Source organism: Atlantibacter subterraneus (assembly GCF_007570865.1).
GTDB classification, from domain to species: domain Bacteria; phylum Pseudomonadota; class Gammaproteobacteria; order Enterobacterales; family Enterobacteriaceae; genus Atlantibacter; species Atlantibacter subterraneus.
The window spans coordinates 246,684-268,155 of record NZ_VLPS01000009.1 but is presented as its reverse complement, the minus strand read 5'-3'; the positions used below and the strand labels follow the sequence as shown (position 1 = coordinate 268,155).

19 protein-coding genes are annotated in these 21,472 nt (G+C 55.6%); 7 read left to right on the top strand and 12 right to left on the bottom strand.

What is annotated here, in order from left to right; genetic code table 11:
- Positions 1-50: 50 nt before the first annotated feature.
- Positions 51-1,352, bottom strand: coding sequence for a YeaH/YhbH family protein (locus FND52_RS18335; RefSeq protein ID WP_144132525.1), 1,302 nt, complete (start codon positions 1,350-1,352; stop codon positions 51-53).
- Positions 1,353-1,403: 51 nt separating this feature from the next.
- A complete protein-coding gene (yeaG, locus tag FND52_RS18330; protein WP_125292012.1) occupies positions 1,404-3,338 on the bottom strand; it encodes a protein kinase YeaG in 1,935 nt (644 codons plus the stop codon).
- Between the two features lie 426 nt (positions 3,339-3,764).
- Here yeaG and FND52_RS18325 point away from each other — a divergent pair, with 426 nt between their 5' ends.
- Complete coding sequence (locus FND52_RS18325; protein ID WP_144132523.1) at positions 3,765-4,511, top strand: MipA/OmpV family protein; 747 nt, start codon at positions 3,765-3,767, stop codon at positions 4,509-4,511.
- Positions 4,512-4,543: 32 nt separating this feature from the next.
- Here FND52_RS18325 and FND52_RS18320 read toward each other — a convergent pair whose 3' ends face one another.
- From FND52_RS18320 to FND52_RS18300, 5 genes are all read right to left on the bottom strand, one after another.
- The gene (locus tag FND52_RS18320; protein ID WP_144132521.1) at positions 4,544-5,605 is read right to left on the bottom strand and encodes a glycoside hydrolase 5 family protein; all 1,062 of its coding nucleotides are present in this window, start codon (positions 5,603-5,605) and stop codon (positions 4,544-4,546) included.
- Positions 5,606-5,614: 9 nt separating this feature from the next.
- Positions 5,615-7,162, bottom strand: coding sequence for an MFS transporter (locus FND52_RS18315; protein WP_144132519.1), 1,548 nt, complete (start codon positions 7,160-7,162; stop codon positions 5,615-5,617).
- A 55-nt stretch (positions 7,163-7,217) separates the two neighbouring features.
- Complete coding sequence (locus FND52_RS18310) at positions 7,218-8,237, bottom strand: Gfo/Idh/MocA family protein (RefSeq protein WP_144132517.1); 1,020 nt, start codon at positions 8,235-8,237, stop codon at positions 7,218-7,220.
- Positions 8,238-8,243: 6 nt separating this feature from the next.
- Positions 8,244-9,311, bottom strand: coding sequence for a Gfo/Idh/MocA family protein (locus FND52_RS18305; RefSeq protein WP_144132515.1), 1,068 nt, complete (start codon positions 9,309-9,311; stop codon positions 8,244-8,246).
- 101 nt (positions 9,312-9,412) lie between these two features.
- Positions 9,413-10,567: a Gfo/Idh/MocA family protein gene (locus FND52_RS18300; protein WP_144132514.1), complete on the bottom strand. Its 1,155-nt coding sequence runs from the start codon at positions 10,565-10,567 to the stop codon at positions 9,413-9,415.
- A 190-nt stretch (positions 10,568-10,757) separates the two neighbouring features.
- On the opposite strand from FND52_RS18300, the gene FND52_RS18295 reads away from it, so the two are divergent.
- Together FND52_RS18295 and FND52_RS18290 are read left to right on the top strand one after the other, a co-directional pair.
- Entirely contained in the window at positions 10,758-11,858 is a 1,101-nt protein-coding gene (locus FND52_RS18295) for a LacI family DNA-binding transcriptional regulator (protein ID WP_144132512.1), read from the top strand.
- Positions 11,859-11,870: 12 nt separating this feature from the next.
- Positions 11,871-12,731: an aldo/keto reductase gene (locus tag FND52_RS18290; protein ID WP_125292020.1), complete on the top strand. Its 861-nt coding sequence runs from the start codon at positions 11,871-11,873 to the stop codon at positions 12,729-12,731.
- 41 nt (positions 12,732-12,772) lie between these two features.
- Here FND52_RS18290 and FND52_RS18285 read toward each other — a convergent pair whose 3' ends face one another.
- Both FND52_RS18285 and gapA read right to left on the bottom strand, forming a co-directional pair.
- Positions 12,773-13,660 (bottom strand): D-hexose-6-phosphate mutarotase, encoded by an 888-nt coding sequence (locus FND52_RS18285; RefSeq protein WP_144132510.1) that lies wholly within the window; start codon positions 13,658-13,660, stop codon positions 12,773-12,775.
- A 75-nt stretch (positions 13,661-13,735) separates the two neighbouring features.
- On the bottom strand, positions 13,736-14,731 hold the full coding sequence (gene gapA / locus FND52_RS18280; RefSeq protein WP_125292022.1) for a glyceraldehyde-3-phosphate dehydrogenase: 996 nt from the start codon (positions 14,729-14,731) through the stop codon (positions 13,736-13,738).
- Between the two features lie 346 nt (positions 14,732-15,077).
- On the opposite strand from gapA, the gene msrB reads away from it, so the two are divergent.
- A complete protein-coding gene (msrB, locus tag FND52_RS18275; protein ID WP_125292023.1) occupies positions 15,078-15,491 on the top strand; it encodes a peptide-methionine (R)-S-oxide reductase MsrB in 414 nt (137 codons plus the stop codon).
- A 41-nt stretch (positions 15,492-15,532) separates the two neighbouring features.
- Positions 15,533-15,811, top strand: a complete 279-nt coding sequence (locus tag FND52_RS18270) for a YeaC family protein (protein WP_125292024.1) — start codon at positions 15,533-15,535, stop codon at positions 15,809-15,811.
- Positions 15,812-15,838: 27 nt separating this feature from the next.
- On the opposite strand, the gene pncA is transcribed toward FND52_RS18270, so the two are convergent.
- From pncA to sppA, 3 genes are all read right to left on the bottom strand, one after another.
- Positions 15,839-16,480, bottom strand: a complete 642-nt coding sequence (pncA, locus tag FND52_RS18265) for a bifunctional nicotinamidase/pyrazinamidase (protein WP_125292065.1) — start codon at positions 16,478-16,480, stop codon at positions 15,839-15,841.
- Between the two features lie 10 nt (positions 16,481-16,490).
- Positions 16,491-17,507, bottom strand: a complete 1,017-nt coding sequence (ansA, locus tag FND52_RS18260) for an asparaginase (RefSeq protein WP_125292025.1) — start codon at positions 17,505-17,507, stop codon at positions 16,491-16,493.
- Positions 17,508-17,604: 97 nt separating this feature from the next.
- Positions 17,605-19,455 (bottom strand): signal peptide peptidase SppA, encoded by a 1,851-nt coding sequence (gene sppA / locus FND52_RS18255; protein WP_144132508.1) that lies wholly within the window; start codon positions 19,453-19,455, stop codon positions 17,605-17,607.
- A 175-nt stretch (positions 19,456-19,630) separates the two neighbouring features.
- Here sppA and FND52_RS18250 point away from each other — a divergent pair, with 175 nt between their 5' ends.
- Together FND52_RS18250 and selD are read left to right on the top strand one after the other, a co-directional pair.
- A complete protein-coding gene (locus tag FND52_RS18250; RefSeq protein WP_125292027.1) occupies positions 19,631-20,182 on the top strand; it encodes an NAD(P)H nitroreductase in 552 nt (183 codons plus the stop codon).
- 249 nt (positions 20,183-20,431) lie between these two features.
- Positions 20,432-21,472 carry a selenide, water dikinase SelD gene (selD, locus tag FND52_RS18245; protein ID WP_208737519.1) on the top strand — a complete coding sequence of 347 codons (1,041 nt, stop codon included), beginning with the start codon at positions 20,432-20,434 and terminating at the stop codon, positions 21,470-21,472.

The window sequence follows — 21,472 nt, the reverse complement described above, 5'->3', positions numbered from 1 at the left end:
AGTGTCTGCGTCAAAAAATTCAGCCAGGAAACCTGGCTGAATTATTCGGTTTAACCGTGTGATTCAGCATTCTGTTTGTGAAACAGTTCGCGGAACACCGGATAAATATCGTCTTGATCGCGGATATGCTGCATGGCGAAATTATCAAAGCGTGCCTGCAGATTTTCATATTCCCGCCATAGCGTCTGATGGGCGCGTCGAGTAATCTCGATATAACTGTAATAACGCACCACCGGCAAAATTTTCTTCGCCAGTATTTCATGACACAGTGGGGAGTCATCTGCCCAGTTATCGCCATCCGACGCCTGCGCCGCATAAATGTTCCACTGCGCCGGGTCATAGCGTTCCTGAACCACCTCATCCATTAGCTTCAGGGCGCTGGAAACAATGGTCCCACCAGTTTCCTGCGAGTAAAAGAACTCATGCTCGTCCACTTCCCTGGCCTGGGTGTGGTGACGGATGTAAACCACCTCAACGTTTTTATAGGTCCGGCTGAGGAACAGATACAGCAGGATATAAAAGCGCTTTGCCATGTCTTTGGTAGCCTGGTCCATCGAGCCGGAGACGTCCATCAGACAGAACATTACTGCCTGGCTTGAAGGCTCAGGGCGTTTTTCGTAATTCTTGTAGCGTAAATCAAAGGTGTCGATAAACGGCACGCGTTCGATTTTGGCGCGCAGCTCGGCGATTTCGCGGCGCAGCCGCTCCTCTTCCAGCAGCTGTGCCGGTTCGCTTTTGGCGACGATATCCAGGCTCGCTTCCAGCTCGTGCAGCGCACGCCGCTTGCCCGCCGTCATGGCGGTACGCCGCGCCAGCGAGTTTTGCAGGGAACGCACCACGCTGATATTGGCCGGAACGCCGTTGGCGGTATAGCCCGCGCGATGGGTTTTGTATTCGTTAAGCTGCCGGTGCTGATTTTTCTTCAGGTTGGGCAGCGCCAGGTCTTCAAACAGCAGGTCGAGATACTCATCTTTGGATATCTGGAACACAAATTCATCCTGGCCTTCTCCGTCCTGGCTTGCCTGGCCTTGCCCGCTGCCATCTCCGCCACCGCCGCCCTGTGGACGCTCAATGCGGTCGTTTTGCACAAAGTGGTCGTTGCCGGGATGGACGCGATGGCGCAGGCCGCCGCGACCCTGATGAAACATCGGTTCGTTGATATCTTCCGTTGGGATGGAGACCGACTCGCCGCTCTCCACGTCGGTTACCGAACGCTTGTTGATGGCCTCGGAAATCGACTGCTTGATTTGCGATTTATAACGGCGCAAGAAGCGCTGGCGGTTCACCGTGCTCTTGTTCTTACCGTTCAGTCGCCGGTCAATGAAATAGGCCATATTTCCCCCAGACTGCATAGATGCCGCGCAGAAATGGCCGCAGGCGAACCTGCGGCGTCAGCGTTATCGTTATGAGGATTTCCGTACCCGCAGATACCATTCGCACAGCAGGCGCACCTGTTTGCGGGTGTATCCTTTTTCCATCATGCGATCGACAAAATCGTCGTGCTTTTTCTGCTCGTCGGTTGAAGTCTTGGCGTTAAACGAAATGACCGGCAGCAGCTCCTCGGTATTCGAGAACATTTTCTTCTCGATCACGGTGCGCAGCTTCTCGTAACTGGTCCAGTTCGGGTTACGGCCGCTGTTATGCGCCCGGGCGCGCAGCACGAAGTTGACGATTTCGTTACGGAAATCTTTCGGGTTGCTGATGCCCGCCGGTTTTTCAATTTTCTCCAGTTCTGCGTTCAGGGATTCACGGTCAAACAGCTGGCCGGTATCCGGGTCGCGGTACTCCTGATCCTGGATCCAGAAATCGGCGTAGGTGACATAACGGTCGAAAATGTTCTGCCCGTACTCCGAATAGGACTCCAGATACGCGGTCTGGATCTCTTTGCCGATGAACTCCGCGTATTTCGGGATCAGATAGCCTTTGAGGTGCTCCAGGTAGCGCTCCGCCTGATCCTGCGGGAACTGCTCGCGCTCTATTTGCTGCTCCAGCACGTAGAACAGGTGAACCGGGTTAGCCGCCACTTCAGCGTGGTCAAAGTTGAACACCCGGGACAGGATCTTAAACGCGAAGCGCGTCGACAGCCCGTTCATCCCTTCGTCCACACCGGCATAGTCGCGGTATTCCTGATAAGACTTGGCTTTCGGGTCAGTGTCTTTCAGGCTTTCCCCGTCGTACACGCGCATTTTTGAGTAGATGCTGGAGTTTTCCGGCTCTTTCAGGCGCGAGAGAATCGAGAAGCGGGCCAGGGTTTCCAGAGTACCCGGTGCGCACGGCGCGTGGGTCAGCTCACTGTGGTTAAGCAGTTTTTCGTAAATCTTGATCTCTTCGGAGATCCGTAAGCAATAAGGCACTTTGACGATATACACACGGTCAAGGAACGCCTCATTGTTTTTGTTGTTACGGAACTGCACCCATTCCGATTCGTTAGAGTGCGCCAGAATGATGCCGTTAAACGGCAGGGCAGAAATGCCTTCGGTACCGTTATAGTTACCTTCCTGGGTGGCGGTCAGCAGCGGATGCAGCACCTTAATCGGCGCTTTAAACATCTCGACGAATTCCATGATACCCTGGTTAGCGCGGCACAGCGCGCCGGAATAACCGTAGGCGTCCGGATCGTTTTGCGCGTGGTGCTCCAGTTTACGGATATCCACTTTACCCACCAGCGCGGAGATGTCCTGGTTGTTTTCATCGCCCGGCTCGGTTTTAGCGATGGCGATTTGCGCCAGGATCGACGGCCATACTTTCACCACTTTAAATTTGGTGATGTCACCGCCAAATTCATGCAGCCGTTTGGCCGCCCATGGCGACATGATGGTGCCGAGATAACGGTTCGGGATGCCGTATTCTTTTTCCAGAATCTGGGCATCTTCACGCGGGTTGAACAGGCACAGCGGATGATCGTTAACCGGGCTGCGTTCGCCGTTGGCGCTCAGCACATAAATCGGTACGCGCTGCATCAGAGACTTCAGGCGCTCGGCCAGTGAAGATTTACCGCCGCCCACCGGCCCCAGCAGATAGAGAATTTGTTTCTTCTCTTCCAGCCCCTGGGCCGCGTGTTTTAAATAAGAGACGATCTGCTCTATGGCTTCTTCCATACCATAGAACTCTTCAAATGCCGGATATCGGGATATCACCCGATTCGAAAAGAGACGGGAAAGCCGAGGCTCCTGGGCAGTGTCCACCATCACTGGCTCACCAATGGCCGTCAATAGCCGTTCTGCCGCGTTAGCATAGGCACTGCGATCCTGCTTACATACAGCAAGAAACTCCTGCAGTGTGAACTCTTCGTCCTTGGCAGCTTCATAACGCTGGCGATAGTGATCGAATATATTCATGGCATGCCGTCCTTTCGTTTTTTAGCACAGGATAAGGGCCGTTCATATGAGTAGTAGAGGCCCCCGGAAGACATTTCTGATACAGCAACCCTTATGCCAACTTTTGCGTTAACGCGCGTTGCACTGCGCTACTGCGGTCAGGGTATTTGCCTTCTCAAAATTAAGCGTAGATGGCATTTAGAAAACTTGCTGAAGCAAATTGCGAATTTCAATGACATATCAATCACTCATCCTTAATTTCCCGTTTTTTACCCAAGGCGATTGTCAGGGTGTCATCACGTCGCCATAAAAATGCAAACCCGGCGTCATGTTAGCGCGCCAGGGTAAATGGTTTGCTTTGTAAGACTTAAGTAAAAAATTTGGGGTGATGGTTAAAGACGGTTACACTTCGTGGCGCTGATTATTTGATTAAGGAAGAAATGGACTGTGACCAAATTCAAACTTCTTGCATTGGGAATGGCGTTGGCCTCTGCTGCATCGGTTGTTCACGCCGAAGGGCCCTGGACGCTGGGCGCGGGTGCGGGTTATGTGGAAGGCCCGTATAAGCAATACGACAACAATGTTTTACCGATCCCGGTGATTGGCTATGAAGGCGAAAATGTCTGGGTCCGTGCATTGGGCGCTGGTTACTACCTGTGGAACGACGAATCCGACAAGCTGTCGGTGATGGCCTATTACTCTCCGCAGTATTTCAAACCGAAAAACAGCGACAATAACCAGCTGCGCCAGCTCGACAAACGTAAAGCGACGCTGATGGCCGGTCTTTCTTACGTGCACCACACCCAGTATGGCTTCCTGCGTACCGCGCTGACCGGGGACACCCTGGATAACAGCAACGGCGTGCTGTGGGATATGGCATGGCTGTACCGCTACACTAATGGGGCACTGACCCTGACGCCGGGCATCGGCGCACAGTGGGCCAGCGACAACCATAATGAATACTACTACGGCGTCAGCAAGTCTGAATCCCGCCGCAGCGGGCTGAAAACCTACGATCCGGACAGCGGCTGGAACCCGTACCTGGAACTGACGGTGAACTACAAACTCACCGACAGCTGGAATGTGTACGGCACCGGTCGCTACACCCGCCTGGACAGCGAAGTCACCGACAGCCCGATGGTGGGGCAAAACTGGAGCGGTGTATTCTCTACCGGGATCACCTACAGCTTCTGATCAATGAAAACGGGGCGCAACGCCCCGTTTGCTTATCCCGCCAGACACAAACGCCGCACTCTCTCCATCTCATCCCGGCTGTACGGCTGGCCTTGCGCCGTCAAAACGTCGTGAAACCAGAGCGCATCATCGCCGTGGCGGCTGGCGATTGCCGGCCAGGGGAGCCAGGTCTGGGTTTTCCCCTGCACCAGCCCCCAGTGAAATGCGCCGACGCGCAACGCTTTAAACAGCGGCAACTGTTCCGCCAGCACGCTGCCGACATGCCGCGCCAGCCATTCGGTGCACAGCACCGGACGGTTGAATGCCAACAGCGCCGTCAGGATCTCAAGCTGGGTCGGGGTATCGACATAGGCGTGATAGCTCACCACATCGGAAAGATGCAGCGCCACGCGGTCCACAGGGTGGCTAAAAGGGGCGCTTCCCGGTTCGATATGCCAGGCACCCACCGTCAATGGCTGCGACGGGTTTTGGGCGCGCGCCCAGCCAAAGGCGTGGCTCATAAGCGTTAATGCATAAATTTCCAGCTTTGCATCGTACTGGCGGTATTCGCCGTCAGGGCAAAATATCCCGCGGTTGCCGGGTTCGTTGTAAAGATCCCACAGCAAAATCCGCGTATCGGCGGCAAAGTGGCCGACAATATCGCTGATGTAGCGCTCGATATCCGACCAACAGGCAGGGTCGACCACCCGGTCGCGTCCTGGACTGCCTGCCGCCTGGCTGTTATGTAGCCCGCGAATGGGCGGCTTTTGCGGTCCGGCGAAGGGCTCATCCCCCGAAAATGCGCAGTCATCCAGCAGTGTTAACACTACCCGCATGCCGCAGCGGTCGGCGACGCGTAGAAACCGATCGATACGGTAAATTAACCCGTCGCGATCGTTCAGCCAGATGATATGCGGAAGGTTGGTCCGCAACTGGTTGTAGCCGTACTCTCTGGCCCAGCCAAGCTCCTGTTCGATAGTCGTCAGGTCAAAGGTGTCTGACTGCCACATCTCTGTCCAGTTCACCGCCGTACGCGGCAGGTAGTTAAATCCGCATCCCCAGGGATGTTGTTGATACCAGGCGCGCGCCTTTTCACCGCTCCATTTTTTGCTCATGGGATGTCCTTATGGCACATCAGAAAATGTTATTTCTCCGGCGCGGCGACGCGTGACGTTACCCCCCCAGACCTGGTCATACTCATAGCCCGTGAGCTGTTTTATTACCCATCGGGTCTGGGTATCGCAGTCGCCGGGCTGGCCGCCCATCCGCCGCCGGGCGATCTCTTTTATCAGCAACTTATGGGTATCGCGGTTCAGCGCAAAGCGCCAGGTAGCCAGAAAACTCACTATAAGCAGCGCGGCGGTGGCGAAGACCATTAACCCGATAATCGCATGCAGCGCGCTTTCTGGCTGAACGCCGTTGCCTTTTACAAAGCCGCTGGCTTCCAGAACCATGCTGATCAGTAATATGGCGAGGGCCACGGTGCTTTTGCGGGTTAATACCATCACGCCGGCAAATATGCCTTCCCGGCGTTGTTGCGTGACCATTTCATCAATATCGGGAATAAAGCTGTAAATATTCCACGGAATATAATAAAGACCGGCGCGGGCTGCGCCGAGCACAATAAATACCACGGAGAACGCCAGGCTGGGTACGGTAATATCGGCGAAATAGACCACAAATAAAAAGACGAGCACCGCCAGAATCGAGCCATAGGCCAGGCGTAAAGCCGCTGCGGGCGACATGCCCGTTTTATTCAACAGTTGCATAAAACCCCACGTGCCGGGTACCGAGGCAAACGCAGCGACGCTTAACCAACCGGAAATTGACGCGGCATCCTGATGCAGGCAATAAATCACATACCAGGCAAAGACCGCGCCGAAAACATCCATCGCGGTGAAAGAAAAAATATAAATAATGATATGCAGTCGAAAGGCGCGAATACGAAATGAAGAGAGCAGATCGAGAAACAGATATTTTAAATGGTTGAGCAGACCCGAGCGGCGGGCAGGAGAGGGCAGCGCCGACGAGGGATGCTCAATATCTTTTGCCTCCCAGGTACAGCGCCAGGTAATAAACACCGCGATACAAAACACTATCGAGAAAATCAGGCCGTTGAGCGTATAGGTCAGGGAATTATCCTTGCCGGTAAATTGCATAATCACGCCGGGTACCGATACCGCCAGAAACCCGCCGAGCTGCGAGCAGATCATCCGCATTCCTGACAGCCGGTTACGCTCTTCATAGCGGTTGGTCATTTCCGCCGCCAGCGTTTCCCAGGGTACCAGCACCATGGCGGACAGTAATTCTATCGATAAATAGGTGCCGAGATAATAACCGTAATTCATGCCGGTCACCCATAATAAGGCGTAAAGCAGCATCAGGGGGGAACTGAGCAATAAAAAGAAACGGCGGCGGCCAAATTTCCTGCCGAGCCAGGTGCCGCCGAAATTATCCGTGATATATCCCATGATGGGACTTAATAATGCGTCAATCACTCTGGCGATAGCGAATATTGAACCGGCTTCTAATACCGTTAATCCGCAATACGTGGTGTAAAAATAGAGTAACCATGAACCAATAATGGCAAAAGCGCCGCCGCCGAACAGATCGGTGACGCCATAGCCTATGGCAATCCCATAGCCAACTCTGCGTTCCGTTGGTTTGACCATAATCATATTCCCTGGTGAGATAACATATTTGTCGCTGACGGGCAGCGCCCGGTAATTAACCCGAAACCGTTATCCATTGCCGTAACTGCGAGGATCGATAAATCGCCTCGACGAGTTGTAAGGACTGGCAGGCCTGTTTGACATTGCAATACTGCGCGGTGCCGGGGTGTTGGATCGCCTGGTAGAAATCGCTGATAGCCAACTGGTGGCTGCTGCCCCAGTAGCTTTTCGTGTCTTCCGGCACGCTGTCGCTGGCTAACTGTTCGCGGCCTTTATCGGTAATGCGCCACAGGGTGTTATCCCGCAATTGCAGCGTTCCCCGTTCACAATGAATCTCCAGCGCCAGCGGCGAATCGGTGGTGTGGCAATTGGTGGCGTAAAACAGGCCGCGTGCGCCATTCGCCAGTTCCAGCATCGCCATGGCGCTATCTTCCGTTTCAATTGCCGTTGCCAGCCAGCTGCTGTCGGTCACGCCTTTAACCCTGACCACACCGCCCGCCAGCCACTGGATCAAATCCAGAGTGTGAATTGCCTGATTGATTAACAAACTTCCGCCTTCGGTGCTGAAGATCCCGCGCCAACCGCTGGCGGTGTAATAGGTTTCTGAGCGCGACCAGGTCAGCGCCGCTTTGATACTCAACATTTTTCCGCAAGAGGAGTGGCGCAGCGACTCGGCCATCGCCTGGCTGGTGGGGTTGTAACGATTTTGATAGCAGACGGCGAGTCGCCCCCGGGCGCTGGCGGCGGCCTGGGCGATTTCTGCAGCTTCATGGGTATTCAGGGCAATCGGTTTTTCGCAGAATACGTGTTTGCCGGCCTTCAGCGCGGCAATGATCATGGATTTATGCAGATAATGCGGGGTGCAGATGTGAACCACATCAATTGCCGGATCGCGCAGCATCTCGCGATAGTCCTGATAACCATGGCAACCATACTGTGATGCCCACTGTCGCCCGCGCGCGGGATCGGTATCCACCACGGCCCTGAGGGTGGTTTCCGGCAGGGCGTGGATAGCCGCCGCATGGCGGTGATGAATGGCCCCGCAGCCGATAATGGCGCTATTGATTGTCATCACGCCCCCTTAGTGCGCCGCATTGGCCAGCATCTGCGCCTTAATGCACAGTTCAGCGGCTTTGAAAGCGTGGGCCTGGGTCATGGCGTTTTCACTCCGGTTCAGGCAATCCAGAATAAACTGGCCGAACCACGGAAAGCCGACTTTACCGGCCACCGGGTAGCGGAACACGCCATCCTGATTCACCAGATAGACCACATCCTGTTCATCGTGTGTCAAATCAATGTATTTGCGGATTTCGATGTAACCCTGAGTGCCTAACAGCGTCAGTCGGCCATCTCCCCAGGTTGGCAGTCCGTCAGGGGTAAACCAGTCGCAGCGAAAAAAACCTCTGGCACCGTTTTCACCGCACAGCAGCGCGTCGCCATAATCCTCGAACTCGGGATACTGGGGATGGGCGACGTTCCGCGTCTGGCTGGCGATGATGCGCGCATCGGTATTCCCGGTAAAAAACAGGAACTGCTCGATTTGGTGGCTGCCGATATCGCATAACAGCCCGCCGAATTCACGATGCCGGTAAAACCATGCCGGGCGATTTTTTCCCTCGCGGTGCGGCCCGGTTCCCATCGTTTGGATAACCTGGCCAATCGCGCCTTGTTCTACCAGTTGCCCGGCGAATACCGCGCTTTCGACATGCAAACGTTCGCTGTAATAGACCGCATATTTGCGCCCGGTTTTTTTGACCATGGCTCTGGCGTCGGCCAGTTGATCCAGGGTGGTGAGCGGGGCTTTATCAACAAAGTAATCTTTATTTGCCGCCATCACTTTTAATCCCAGCGCGCAACGCTGCGAAGGCACACCAGCACCCGCAACCAGCCGCACCTGGCTGTCGGCTAAAATAATCTCCAGCGAGTCGGCGATCTGTACCTGGGGGTATTGCCTGATAAAAGCGTCACGCTTCAGCGGATCGGGGTCCCAGACCCATTTCAGCGTGGCACCTGCTTCAATCAACCCGTTGCACATGCCGTAAATATGACCGTGATCGAGGGCGGCGGCAGCAAAGATGAATTCGCCTGGTTTTACTACCGGATGCGGTTTGCCTTTGGGCGCATAATTCATTCCGTCAGTGTGATTCATAAGCTCATTTCCTTATCTAAGGATGGTGGAGAGAGTCGCTTCGCTTTCGATCGGCCTGGCAAGCGAAGTAGCCTGTTACGCACAACGCGGCGTGCCCGGGTTTACCAACTGCCGGATGCGTCGAGCGTGCGGCTCTGCACGTGCTTTTCTTGCGAGCTGGCGACACGCGCCTGTAGCAGCGCCAGATAGCGTTGCGCATCGAAAGGGAGGGCTACCCAGTCGTCAGTCCAGGTAGAAAGATGCATGGCGTTGGAGAGCGTGAGTCCGCGGATCCCCTCCAGCCCTGGCGCAATCAGCGGGGTGTGATGCAGGATGGCGGCGGCAAAATTGGCGGTAATTTTCTGATGATCGCTGCACTCCGGACCGGTGGGAATGTCGACCTGCCAGCATTCCGGTTCGCCGAAACCCTGGTCCCAACGGGCGTTAAAGGCTGGCTCCGACTCGCGCAACCGCCAGAATTGCAGTGTGCCGTTTTCCACCACCACTTTGCCCCGGTCGCCAACGATCTCCAGGCGGTTGGTGCCAGGCGTTTCCGCGACGGTGGTAATAAAGACGCCGGTTGCGCCGTTAGCGTACTCGGCGTAGGCGGTGACTTCGTCTTCCACTTCGATTTGCCGGTGTTTGCCGAACTGGCAGAATGCGCGCAACCGCACCGGCATGCCGACCAGCCACTGCCAGAGATCTAACTGGTGCGGATCCTGATTGAGCAACACGCCGCCGCCTTCGCCCTTCCAGGTAGCGCGCCAGCCGCCGGAGTTGTAATAGCTTTGTGAGCGATACCAGTTGGTGATAATCCAGTTTGATCGGCGGATTTCGCCTAACTCGCCGCTGTCGATCAGATCTTTGACTTTCTGGTACAGCGGATTGGGCCGCTGGTTGTACATGATGCCGAACACCACATCGCACTCGCGCGCGCAGGCATTCATCTCTTCCACTTGCGCGGTATAGACCCCAGCCGGTTTTTCGCACAGCGTGTGGATGCCGCGGCGCATCGCCATCATCGATAAAGCGGGGTGATCGTAATGGGGCGTCGCCACAATAACGGCATCGATCAGGCCGCTTTCCAGCAGCGCCTGCGCCTCGCTGAAAATGGGCACGTCATTACCCACCAGTTGGCGTATCGCGGCATGTTTATCCGGATTGTTATCGCAGACGGCGGTAAGGCAAGCCTGCGTTATTTCGCCCGCCAGTAAATAGCGCGCATGTACGGTACCGATATTACCGATTCCAATAATGCCAAAGCGTACTTTATCCATTTTTCACCTTTATTATTTTCTGAAGCGGTCAGGCAGAAAATAAAAAAAGGGGGCGACTGCGGCAAAGTGAATCTCTGACAAGACTCGCAAATAAAATAAGAAAAGCATTAAGCCGCAAATAAATATTCTAAAAATCAGCAAACTGGAACGGCAAAAAATTGCAGAAAGTGATTGCGAGGGAGATCACATTATGTCCGGCAAGCTGAAAATGGATGATATCGCCGCGCTAACCGGGTACTCCGTGAGCACCGTATCGCGGGTGCTCAGTGGCAAAGCCTACACCAGCGATCGGGCGCGCAACGCTATCATTCAATGCGCACGCAAACTGGGCGTGCTGGATGAACTGGCTTTTGGACGATTGCTGATAAAAGGAATTGCGGTATTTGCCCCGGCGCGAACCTTTAATGCCCGCGGCGATATTTTCTATCGGGAAGTGACCAAAGGGATCGCCGATGCGCTGGCACCCTGGAATATTTATCTTTCCTGGTGCGGGCTGGAAGAACAGCGCGCCGATGTGAGTGTTTTTCTCGATAAGGCGCGTCATAAAGATATTAACGCCATCATTATTATCGGTACGGATGATCCGACAATCCTTAATCTTGCCGCAACGCTCAATAAACCCTGCGTATTAATTAATACTCACGATCGTGAAATGCGGCTTGATGCCGTTTCTCCCGATCATTACGCTATTGGTTTTAGTGCGCTGAATAATGTATTTGAACGCGGTCACCGACGAATATTAACCATCACCTCTCTGCGGCGGGAAACGCTTTATGATCGGTTAAACGGCGTTAAAGACGCGTACCGCTTTCATCACGTCGCGTTTAACCCGCAACAGGCGCTGATTGTCACGGAAGGATTTTCCGCCGACGAAACGCAACAGTCGCTACGTGCGTGGCTGAATCAGCGCCCGTCCAGCGAATGGCCGGAGGTGATTTTTCCCGGCAGCGTAGGGATGGCCGCAGGCGTAATACGCGTTCTGGAACAGCATCGCGTGCGCATCCCGCAGGATATGTCGCTGATCACCACCGACTTTGCCTGGAATCTTGAGAACCTTCTGGATACCCGCTTCAGTGGGATCGCGGTGCCGTGTCGGGAACTGGGTGTTGAAGCGGTTCATGTACTGCAAAATCGGCTCAACCGCCCTGAGGCACCGGTCTATAACCTGTTGTTGCAGGGAACAATGCGTGATTGCGGGACGGTGACACAGGCTACGCGCCATGCCGCGCGCGCAGAAATGGGCTGCGACAATGACCAGGGTGGGTTAGGCTTGAATGAAGATGCTCACTAAATAAGGATGCTTATGAACAGCCATCAACTGCGTTATTTCTTTTCTCATCCTTCGCCGATCCCGGCAATCGGGCAGGGCACATGGTATATGGGTGAAAACGCTGCCCAGCGCCGTCAGGAAGTCGCCGCGCTGCAACGGGGCATCGACCTGGGGCTGACGCTGATCGACACCGCAGAAATGTACGCGGAAGGCGGCGCGGAACACGTGGTCGGCGAGGCGATTCGCGGCAGGCGTGATGAAGTTTATCTGGTCTCGAAAGTCTACCCGTGGAATGCCGGCGGGCAAAAAGCCCAGGCCGCCTGCGAGGCCAGCCTGAAACGGCTCGGCACCGATTATCTCGACCTGTATCTGCTGCACTGGCGCGGCAATATCCCCTTTGAAGACACCATCGCCGCCATGGAATCGCTGATGGCGCAGGGCAAGATTGGCCGCTGGGGCGTGTCAAATCTCGACGCCGACGATATGCAAACCCTGTGGATGCTGCAAGGCGGCAAGGAGTGCGCAACCAATCAGGTGCTGTACCACCTCGGTTCCCGGGGCATTGAATACGATTTGCTGCCGTGGTGCGCCGAACGCCATATGCCGGTAATGGCTTACTGCCCGCTGGCCCAGGCCGGGCGACTGCGTGACGACCTGATGAATGACCCGGTAGTGAATGCCATTGCCCGTGATAAAGGCGTAACCGCCGCGCAGGTGCTGCTGGCATGGGTGATCCGTCGTCCTGGCGTACTCGCCATTCCGAAAGCCTCGACGATTGAACATGTAGAAGAGAATGCCGCCGCGCTGGATGTGAAATTAACCGCGCAGGATATTGAACAACTGGATGCCGCATTTCCGCCACCGGGCAGAAAAATGCCGCTGGATGTGGTGTAACACCGCTCCCCTTACCGCCGGGCAAGGGGAGGGGGTTGAACTTACGCTTTTTTGGCGACGCGCAGAGACTGCGCCAGGCGAGACGGTTTCTCTTCGCTGGCTTTCTGAGCCACGGTGGCGCAGGCGGTTTCAACACAGACAAACGTTTTGTAGCCGTCGTCCGGCATATCTGCCATGGCTTTAGACAGCGCCGGGCCCGGGTTCCAGCCCACAACGTTGCAGTGGTGATGATGGAGCACGTCAATGGTGCGTTTCAGCGCGCCATCGTGGATTACGCTGCACGCTTCCGGGTTCAGGTACACGCGGTCGGTGCGATCCGGGAAAGTTTGCACGCCGTCAGCCAGTACGTCTTCCTTGGCGTCGTTCACTTTATCAATGAAGCGATCGCCCAGGCCGCTCACTTTCACCGCGCTGATATCACCCACGTTGAAGTAAGTGTGCAGTGCGGAGTAAGTTTCAAACTCACCGTGAGCTTCCAGCTCCATCTCGCAGGTTGCGCCCAGCTTAAAGCGCGCGTACAGGGTGAAGTCGTGCGGCCAGTACTGCTTAGAAACGTCACTGCTCTGCAGTTCAAAGGTGACCACAACGCCGTTTTCATCTTCGTTATGGGCCTGTAGCGTCCAGGGCAGGTTACGGGCGAAGCCGTGGGAAGGCAGATCTTTCTGCGCCGCCGGGCCGAACCACGGCCAGCAAATCGGCACGCCGCCGCGGATGGCTACGCCTTTGCTGAACGGCGTGTTGTCGCTTAACCACAGCACTTCGTCTTCGCCAGCCGGTTTCCAGGAGAGCAGATGCGCGCCCTGAAGAGTCAGCGATGCGCGGGCTTTGGGATGGTCGATCACCACCACATCCAGCTCGTCCATCTTGCGCAGCGAAATCGCGGGCGTGATTTGCTCTACTACCGGCAGTGCGAAAATACGATTTATCATGTCCATCATCCTCTGTTCAGACCAAAAAAAAGGGCGACCATCGTCGCCCTCTCAGGATCAATCGTTCATCTCAACTTATTTGGAGATGTGAGCGATCAGGTCCAGTACTTTGTTGGAGTAGCCAGTTTCGTTGTCGTACCAGGAAACCAGTTTCACGAAGTTGTCGTTCAGTGCGATACCTGCTTTAGCATCGAACACGGAAGTGCAGATTTCGCCGTTGAAATCGGTAGAAACAACGTCGTCTTCGGTGTAGCCCAGAACGCCTTTCATTTCGCCTTCAGAAGCGGCTTTGATGGCTTTCTTGATGTCTTCGTAAGAAGCGGCTTTTTCCAGACGAACGGTCAGGTCAACCACGGATACGTTCGGAGTCGGAACGCGGAACGCCATACCAGTCAGTTTGCCGTTCAGTTCCGGCAGTACTTTACCTACTGCTTTAGCAGCACCGGTAGAGGACGGGATGATGTTCTGAGCTGCGCCACGGCCGCCGCGCCAGTCTTTGTGAGACGGGCCGTCAACGGTTTTCTGAGTAGCGGTGGTCGCGTGAACGGTAGTCATCAGGCCTTCGATGATGCCGAAGTTGTCGTTGATAACTTTAGCCAGCGGAGCCAGGCAGTTAGTGGTGCAGGAAGCGTTGGAAACGATGTCCTGGCCAGCGTATTTTTCGAAGTTGGCACCTTTAACGAACATCGGGGTGTCATCTTTGGACGGGCCAGTCAGAACCACTTTTTTCGCGCCAGCGGTGATGTGTTTACGTGCGGTTTCGTCGGTCAGGAAGATACCGGTTGCTTCAGCAACAACGTCAACACCGACTTCGTTCCATTTCAGGTTAGCCGGATCTTTTTCAGCGGTAACACGGATTTTTTTGCCGTTAACGACCAGGTGACCGTCTTTCACTTCAACGGTGCCGTCGAAACGACCGTGAGTGGAGTCATATTTCAGCATGTAAGCCATGTACTCAGCGTCTAACAGATCGTTGATTGCAACGATTTCGATGTCAGAACGAGTTTGAGCAGCACGGAAAACAATGCGACCGATACGGCCAAAACCGTTGATACCTACTTTGATAGTCATATATTCCACCAGCTATTTGTTAGTGAATAAAAGGTTGGTTGTAAAATTACAAAAACCTTACGCAGCGTCAAGCGGAATCGTGTCAATCATTGCGACAAATCAATCTGGTGAACAACCTTTGCGCGAATAACACGTCAAACATTTCCTTTTGTGCTGCCATCCCACATGGGGACGCCGCGGGACATTTTAAAGAACAGCGAGATGAAAATTGTGATGTGAGTCACAAACAACCCGCTGCCGTTTACCTGGCACTAAGTTTAGATCAAAAGTTAGCACCGTACTGTTAATGTTTTGTTAGAATCTGGCAGATAATGTGATCTGTTTAACCCTGCCGAGATGTGAACTTATGGCTAACAACAACTCCCCGGAAGATCTGAAGAAAACGCTGACCGACGTTCAGTTCTACGTTACTCAGCAACATGGCACCGAAGCGCCATTTACCGGGCGTTTGCTGCATAATAAGCGCGAGGGCGTTTACCATTGCCTGGTGTGCGATGCGGCGCTGTTTAACTCGCAAACCAAGTATGATTCGGGCTGCGGCTGGCCGAGCTTTTTCGAACCGGTGAGCGAAAACGCGATCCGCTATTTGAATGATTACTCACACGGTATGCAGCGCACCGAAATCCGCTGCGGCAACTGTGATGCGCATTTAGGCCACGTTTTCCCGGATGGCCCGAAGCCCACCGGCGAACGTTACTGCGTGAATTCCGCCTCGCTGAGCTTCACCGATGATGAGAACGGCGCACAAACAAAGGGCTGAAAAATCGATTCAGCAAACTATTCCAGTGGAGCAGCGCGAAAATGAACATTGATGACCTGATTAACAGCATGACGCCGGAAGTGTATCAGCGGCTGGTCACCGCCGTGGAGCTGGGCAAATGGCCTGATGGCGTGGCGTTAACCGACGAGCAAAAAGCCAACAGTATGCAACTGGTGATGCTGTGGCAGACGCGCCACAATCACAACCCGGACCATATGTCGATTGGCACCGACGGCCAGATTGTGATGAAAAGTAAGCAGCAGTTCAAAGAAGAGTTCGGGATTGTTCCGCCGACTATTGCGAAGATGCGCCCTGAATAACAAATGGCCCCTCGCAGGGGCCATTGATCAAGCCTGCGTTTCCAGCCAGTCATCCAGCGTAAACAGCGTCGCGCCTTCCGCCGCCATTTCCATAAACGCGTGGGCGCTGTCCTGCGGATTCAGGTTTACCCCGCGGCAGCCGTCAGTAATCACGTTGACGGTATACCCGAGCTTTAGCGCATCCAGTACCGTGAACTTCACGCAGTAATCTGTCGCCAACCCCATAATGATCAGCTCTTTGATGCCGTGATGACGCAGCCACTCGTCGAGAGCGGTTTTCTGGCGATGTTCGTTATCAAAAAAGGCGCTGTAGCTGTCAATCAGCGGGTTCTCGCCTTTGTGAAATACCGCGTCAATGGCTTTCTGATTCAGCAGCGGATGCAGCTCCGCGCCCTCGGTGAACTGTACGCAGTGATCCGGCCACCAGGTTTGCGGAAAACCGTCCAGCTCGCCCTGGGTAAACGGCTCGGCGTCATGCTGGCTGGCGAAACTGCCGTGATCCGCCGGGTGCCAGTCCTGGCTGGCTAAAATCGCGTCGCCGCGCGTGCGGCTCCATTCGATCAGGCGATTAGCGATATCTACCGTGCTGTCGCCTTCTGCGACCGCCAGCGCGCCGCCCGCGCAGAAATCGTTCTGTAAATCCACTAGCAGCAGAGCACGCTGGGTCATGATGGTGACGTTATTCATCAGGCGTGAGTTCTCCTCGCAGGTTTTGCATCATCGCTTGCCGAATAGCCGATGCGCTTAATCCCTGGCTTAATAAAAAATGTAATTTGGTCAGCGTCGCTTCCACGGTCATATCAAAACCGCCAATGACTCCCGCCTGGGCCAGCGCGTTACCGGTGGCGTAGCCGCCCATATTCACTTTACCGGACATGCACTGGGTGAGATTCACCACCACGATCCCGCGCTCGCTGGCTTCCTGCAGCTCTTTTAAAAACTCCTGATTCTGCGGCGCGTTGCCGACGCCATAGGAGCGTAAAATTAATGCTTTTACCGGCTGACGCAGGAAGTTGCGCACTACATCGGCGGAAATCCCCGGATAAATAGTCACCACGCCAATCGGCTGCGGGGTAATCGGGTGAACCACCAGCGGCCCGTCGCCGTGCGGCGCGGCAGGCGTGTTCAGCTTGCGAATATGAATGCCCGCTTCCAGCAGCGGCGACAGGTTAGGGGAGGCAAAGGCATTAAATCCGTCGGCGTGGGCTTTGGTGGTGCGGTTGCCGCGGTACAGGCAGTTATTGAAGAACAGCGTCACTTCGTTGATCGGGTAGTTCGCCGCCACGTACAGCGCGTTCAGCAGGTTAATCTGCCCGTCAGAGCGCAGCTCCGCCAGCGGGATTTGCGACCCGGTGACAATTACCGGCTTGCTGAGATTTTCCAGCATAAACGACAGTGCCGAGGCGGTAAACGCCATGGTGTCGGTGCCGTGCAGGATCACAAAGCCGTCGTACTGGTCGTAATGGTCTTTGATGTCATCGGCGATGTGCTGCCAGTCTTCCGGCGTCATATCCGACGAATCCATTAGCGGCTGATATTCATGGATAGTGAAGTCGGGCATTTCCGGGCGATGGAACTCGGGCATCAGCGCCAGTTGGCGCTGCAAATGGCCGGAAACAGGAATGTAGCCCTGTTCGGAACGCTGCATACCGATGGTGCCGCCGGTATAGGCAACGTAAATCGATTTCTTGGACATGGTATTGAGTTCGTTAAGGATAAACACGCGAAGTATATACGATGCGCGCCCTGGATTGGACGTGAAAAAAAGCCCGGCATCGCCGGGCTGGATGAAGTTAGCGGACGTCGCCGCAGGTTAAGCAGAACGCGTAACGGTGGCGCGGGTCGTTAAACGCCGCCAGTTTATCGGTTTCGGTTTTCACCGCGCTGGCCGCCTGCACGACCGGCGCAGGGATATAGGCCTGGAGCGCTTCAGGCAGCATGGCGCGCACCGAGCCGGTCATGCTGGCGAACACGGTATCCATAAAGGTCGGCTCGTCCTGATAGAAATCCGCATGCCACTGCTTGAGTTTCGCCAGCTCCGCCGCTTTGTGCAGCGCATCGTCGAAATCCCCCAGACTGTCGACCAGACCGTTGGCCTTCGCGTCCTGGCCGGTCCACACGTGGCCCTGGGCGATGCTGTCGATCTGCTGCGGCGTTTTGTTACGCGACTGGGCCACCAGATTGATAAAGCGCTGATAGCCGTTTTCGATAGTCAGTTGCATTAACTGCTGCACTTCCTGCGGCAGCGCTTTAGTTACCGACACGTCCGCCAACGCTGACGTTGCCACGCCGTCGGTGTGTACGCCGATGGAACTCAGGCTGTCTTCCACGGTGTTAATCACGCCGAAGATGCCGATGGAGCCGGTAAGCGTGCTCGGGTTGGCCATAATGTAGTTGGCGGGTGTGGAGATCCAGTAACCGCCGGATGCCGCCATACCGCCCATCGAAACCACCACCGGTTTGCCCGCCGCTTTCGCTGCCGCCAGCTCTTCGCGAATCACTTCCGATGCCGAGACGCTGCCGCCAGGGCTGTTAACCCGCAGCACTATCGCTTTCACTTTCGGATCGAGACGCGCTTCGCGGATCTGCGAGGCGGTGGTATCGCCGCCCACGTTGCCCGGGGTTTCTTCACCGTCCATGATTGCGCCGTTTGCGAACACCACGGCAATCGCATCGCCCTGTTCGGAACGCTTGTTCAGCTGATAATCGTAGAAGCTGGTGGCGCTGTAATTTTTGTCCTTTTTGCTCCAGCCGAACTGTTTGGTGAGTGATTTTTCCACCTCGGCGCTCGAGCCCAGCGCATCCACCAGCTTATTGTCGAGGGCATATTTGGCGGTATCGCCGCCGTTCTGCTGCAAGCCAGCCAGCAGCGCCGCCGCGCCCGGGAACACCTGATTCGGCTGGATCTGGCGGTTTGCCGCGATGGTCGCCAGATAGTTCTGCCACAGCTCGCCAATCCAGCGGCTGTCGGCGTCGCGGGCTTCCGGCGACATATCGTCACGGATAAACGGCTCCACCGCCGATTTATACGTGCCGACGCGGAACACGTGAGTAGTGACCTTCAGCTTGTCCAGCAGCGATTTGTAATACAGGCCGTTGGTGGCGAAACCGTGCAAATCGACGGTGCCCTGCGGGGAGAGCCAGATTTTATTTGCGAAGCTCGCCAGGTAGTATTGCCCCTGGCTGTAGCTGTCGCCGGTGGCGATCACCGGCTTGCCGCTGTCGCGGAATTCGCGCAGCGCCTTGCCGATATACTGCATCGAAGGCTGATCGGCCCCGGCGAAATCACGCAAATCGAGCACAATGCCGGTGATGTTGCGGTCGTCTTTCGCCTGGCGAATGGCGTCGACGATATCGAACAGCGAGTTTTCCTGAAGCCGGTCGGAGGAGGCACCAAAAAGCTGGCGGCCAATCACGCCGAGCTTATTGCTCACCGAGGGTTTATCCACTACCACGCCGCTGATATCCAGCAGCAGCGCGCCGCGCGACGGCTCGGCAGGGGAGTTGCTCATTTGCAGCCAAATCCCGACGCCCACCAGCACCAGCAAAATAAAGAACAAATTGAGCACCAGTTCCCTGATGAAATTAAGCAGACGCCAGGTCCACTTGAAAAAACCGGCAAAAATACGCCAAAGGGTGCGCATGGATTCTCCCTGAAGGTGATTAACAAGATCTCGGTTCGCACTATGCGGAACGTTTAGCAAGAAGGGTATCCTAAATTTTGAGATCGCGCTTGTCAGCAGCAATCACCCGCTAAGCTGTAACAAACTAAGGGCGTGTGTTAATTTTGTGTAAGAAAATCACTGATGGAGCCGGAAAATGGATGCATTAGACCTGTTAGTTAACCGCCGTAGCGCTTCCCGCCTGGCGGAACCCGCCCCGCAGGGCGAGCAGCGTGAAAACATTATCCGCGCCGCGATGCGCGCACCGGATCACGGCACGCTGCAGCCGTGGCGCTTCTTTATGATCGAGGGCGAAGGCCGCGAGCGCTTCAGCCAGCTACTGGAAAAAGCGGCGCGCGACAGCGGGCTGGACGACAAAGCGATCGAAAAAGCGCGCAGCGGGCCGTTTCGCGCGCCGCTGATCGTCACCGTGGTCGCCAAATGCGAAGAGCATCATAAAGTGCCGCAGTGGGAACAACTGCTGTCTGCCGGTTGCGCGGTCATGGCGATGCAGATGGCGGCGCTGGCGCAGGGCTTTAACGGTATCTGGCGCAGCGGCCCGATGACCGACAACCCGCAGGTGCGTGAAGCCTTTGAATGCCGCGAGCAGGATAAAATCGTCGGTTTCCTGTATCTCGGTACGCCGCAGTTGAAAGCCTCTACCACCACCAGCATCCCCGACACCTCGCCGTTCGTCCGCCAGTTTTGACCAATCTGTCTGGATTGTGAGCGAAAGCCTCGCAATTCAGACGGAGCTACTTACCTCCAGATACTTCTGGCGCTACCATATACCCGTCATACTTCATGCTACAGGCGCGTTGGCTTCCTTACTCGCCTCAGTCACTTACTTATGTAAGCTCCTGAGTCTCGCTGCGTCGCCGCCTTCCTGTAACATGAATTATTTAGGGTATAGACGCCCTGTATGACATGAAGCGTCAACTATCGACAGGAGATGTCCATGAACCAGGCTATTCGCTTAACCCAGTACAGCCACGGCGCTGGGTGCGGCTGTAAAATTTCCCCGAAAGTGCTGGAAACCATTCTGCATAGCAACCAGGCCAAATTTATTGATCCGCAACTTTTAGTGGGCAATGAAACCCGCGACGACGCGGCGGTGTACGATCTGGGGGATGGCACCTGCGTGATTAGCACCACCGACTTCTTTATGCCGATCGTTGACGACCCGTTCGATTTTGGCCGCATCGCCGCCACGAACGCCATCAGCGACATTTTCGCGATGGGCGGCAAGCCGATTATGGCGATCGCTATTCTCGGCTGGCCGGTAGATAAACTGGCCCCGGAAATCGCCGCCCAGGTGATTGAAGGTGGTCGCCACGCCTGCCAGCAGGCGGGGATTGCCCTGGCGGGCGGTCACTCCATCGACGCGCCGGAACCGATTTTCGGGCTGGCGGTCACCGGCGTAGTACCCACCGAGCGCGTTAAGCGCAACAGCACCGCCACGGCGGGCTGCAAACTGTATCTCACCAAACCGCTGGGTATCGGCGTGTTGACTACCGCCGGGAAAAAGAACCTGCTGCGCGAAGAGCACGCCGGGCTGGCGACGGAAGTGATGTGCCAGATGAACAAGGCCGGCGCGGATTTCGCCGAAATCGACGGCGTTAAGGCCATGACCGACGTCACCGGCTTTGGCCTGCTGGGCCACCTGAGCGAAGTTTGCCAGGGCGCGGGCCTGCAAGCTGAAATCTGGTATCAGGACGTGCCGAAGCTGCCGGGCGTGGAAGAATACATCGCTAAAGGCTGCGCGCCGGGCGGTTGCAGCCGCAACTTCGCCAGCTACGGTCATCTGATGGGCGACATGCCGCCGCACTGGCGCGATCTGCTGTGCGATCCGCAGACCTCCGGCGGGCTGCTGCTGGCAGTAGAGCCGGGCTGTGAACGGGACGTCGCCGAAGTCGCTGCCCGCCACGGCATCACCCTGACCGCTATCGGTGAACTGAAAACCGCCCGTGGCGGCCGTCCGATGATCGAGATCCGCTAA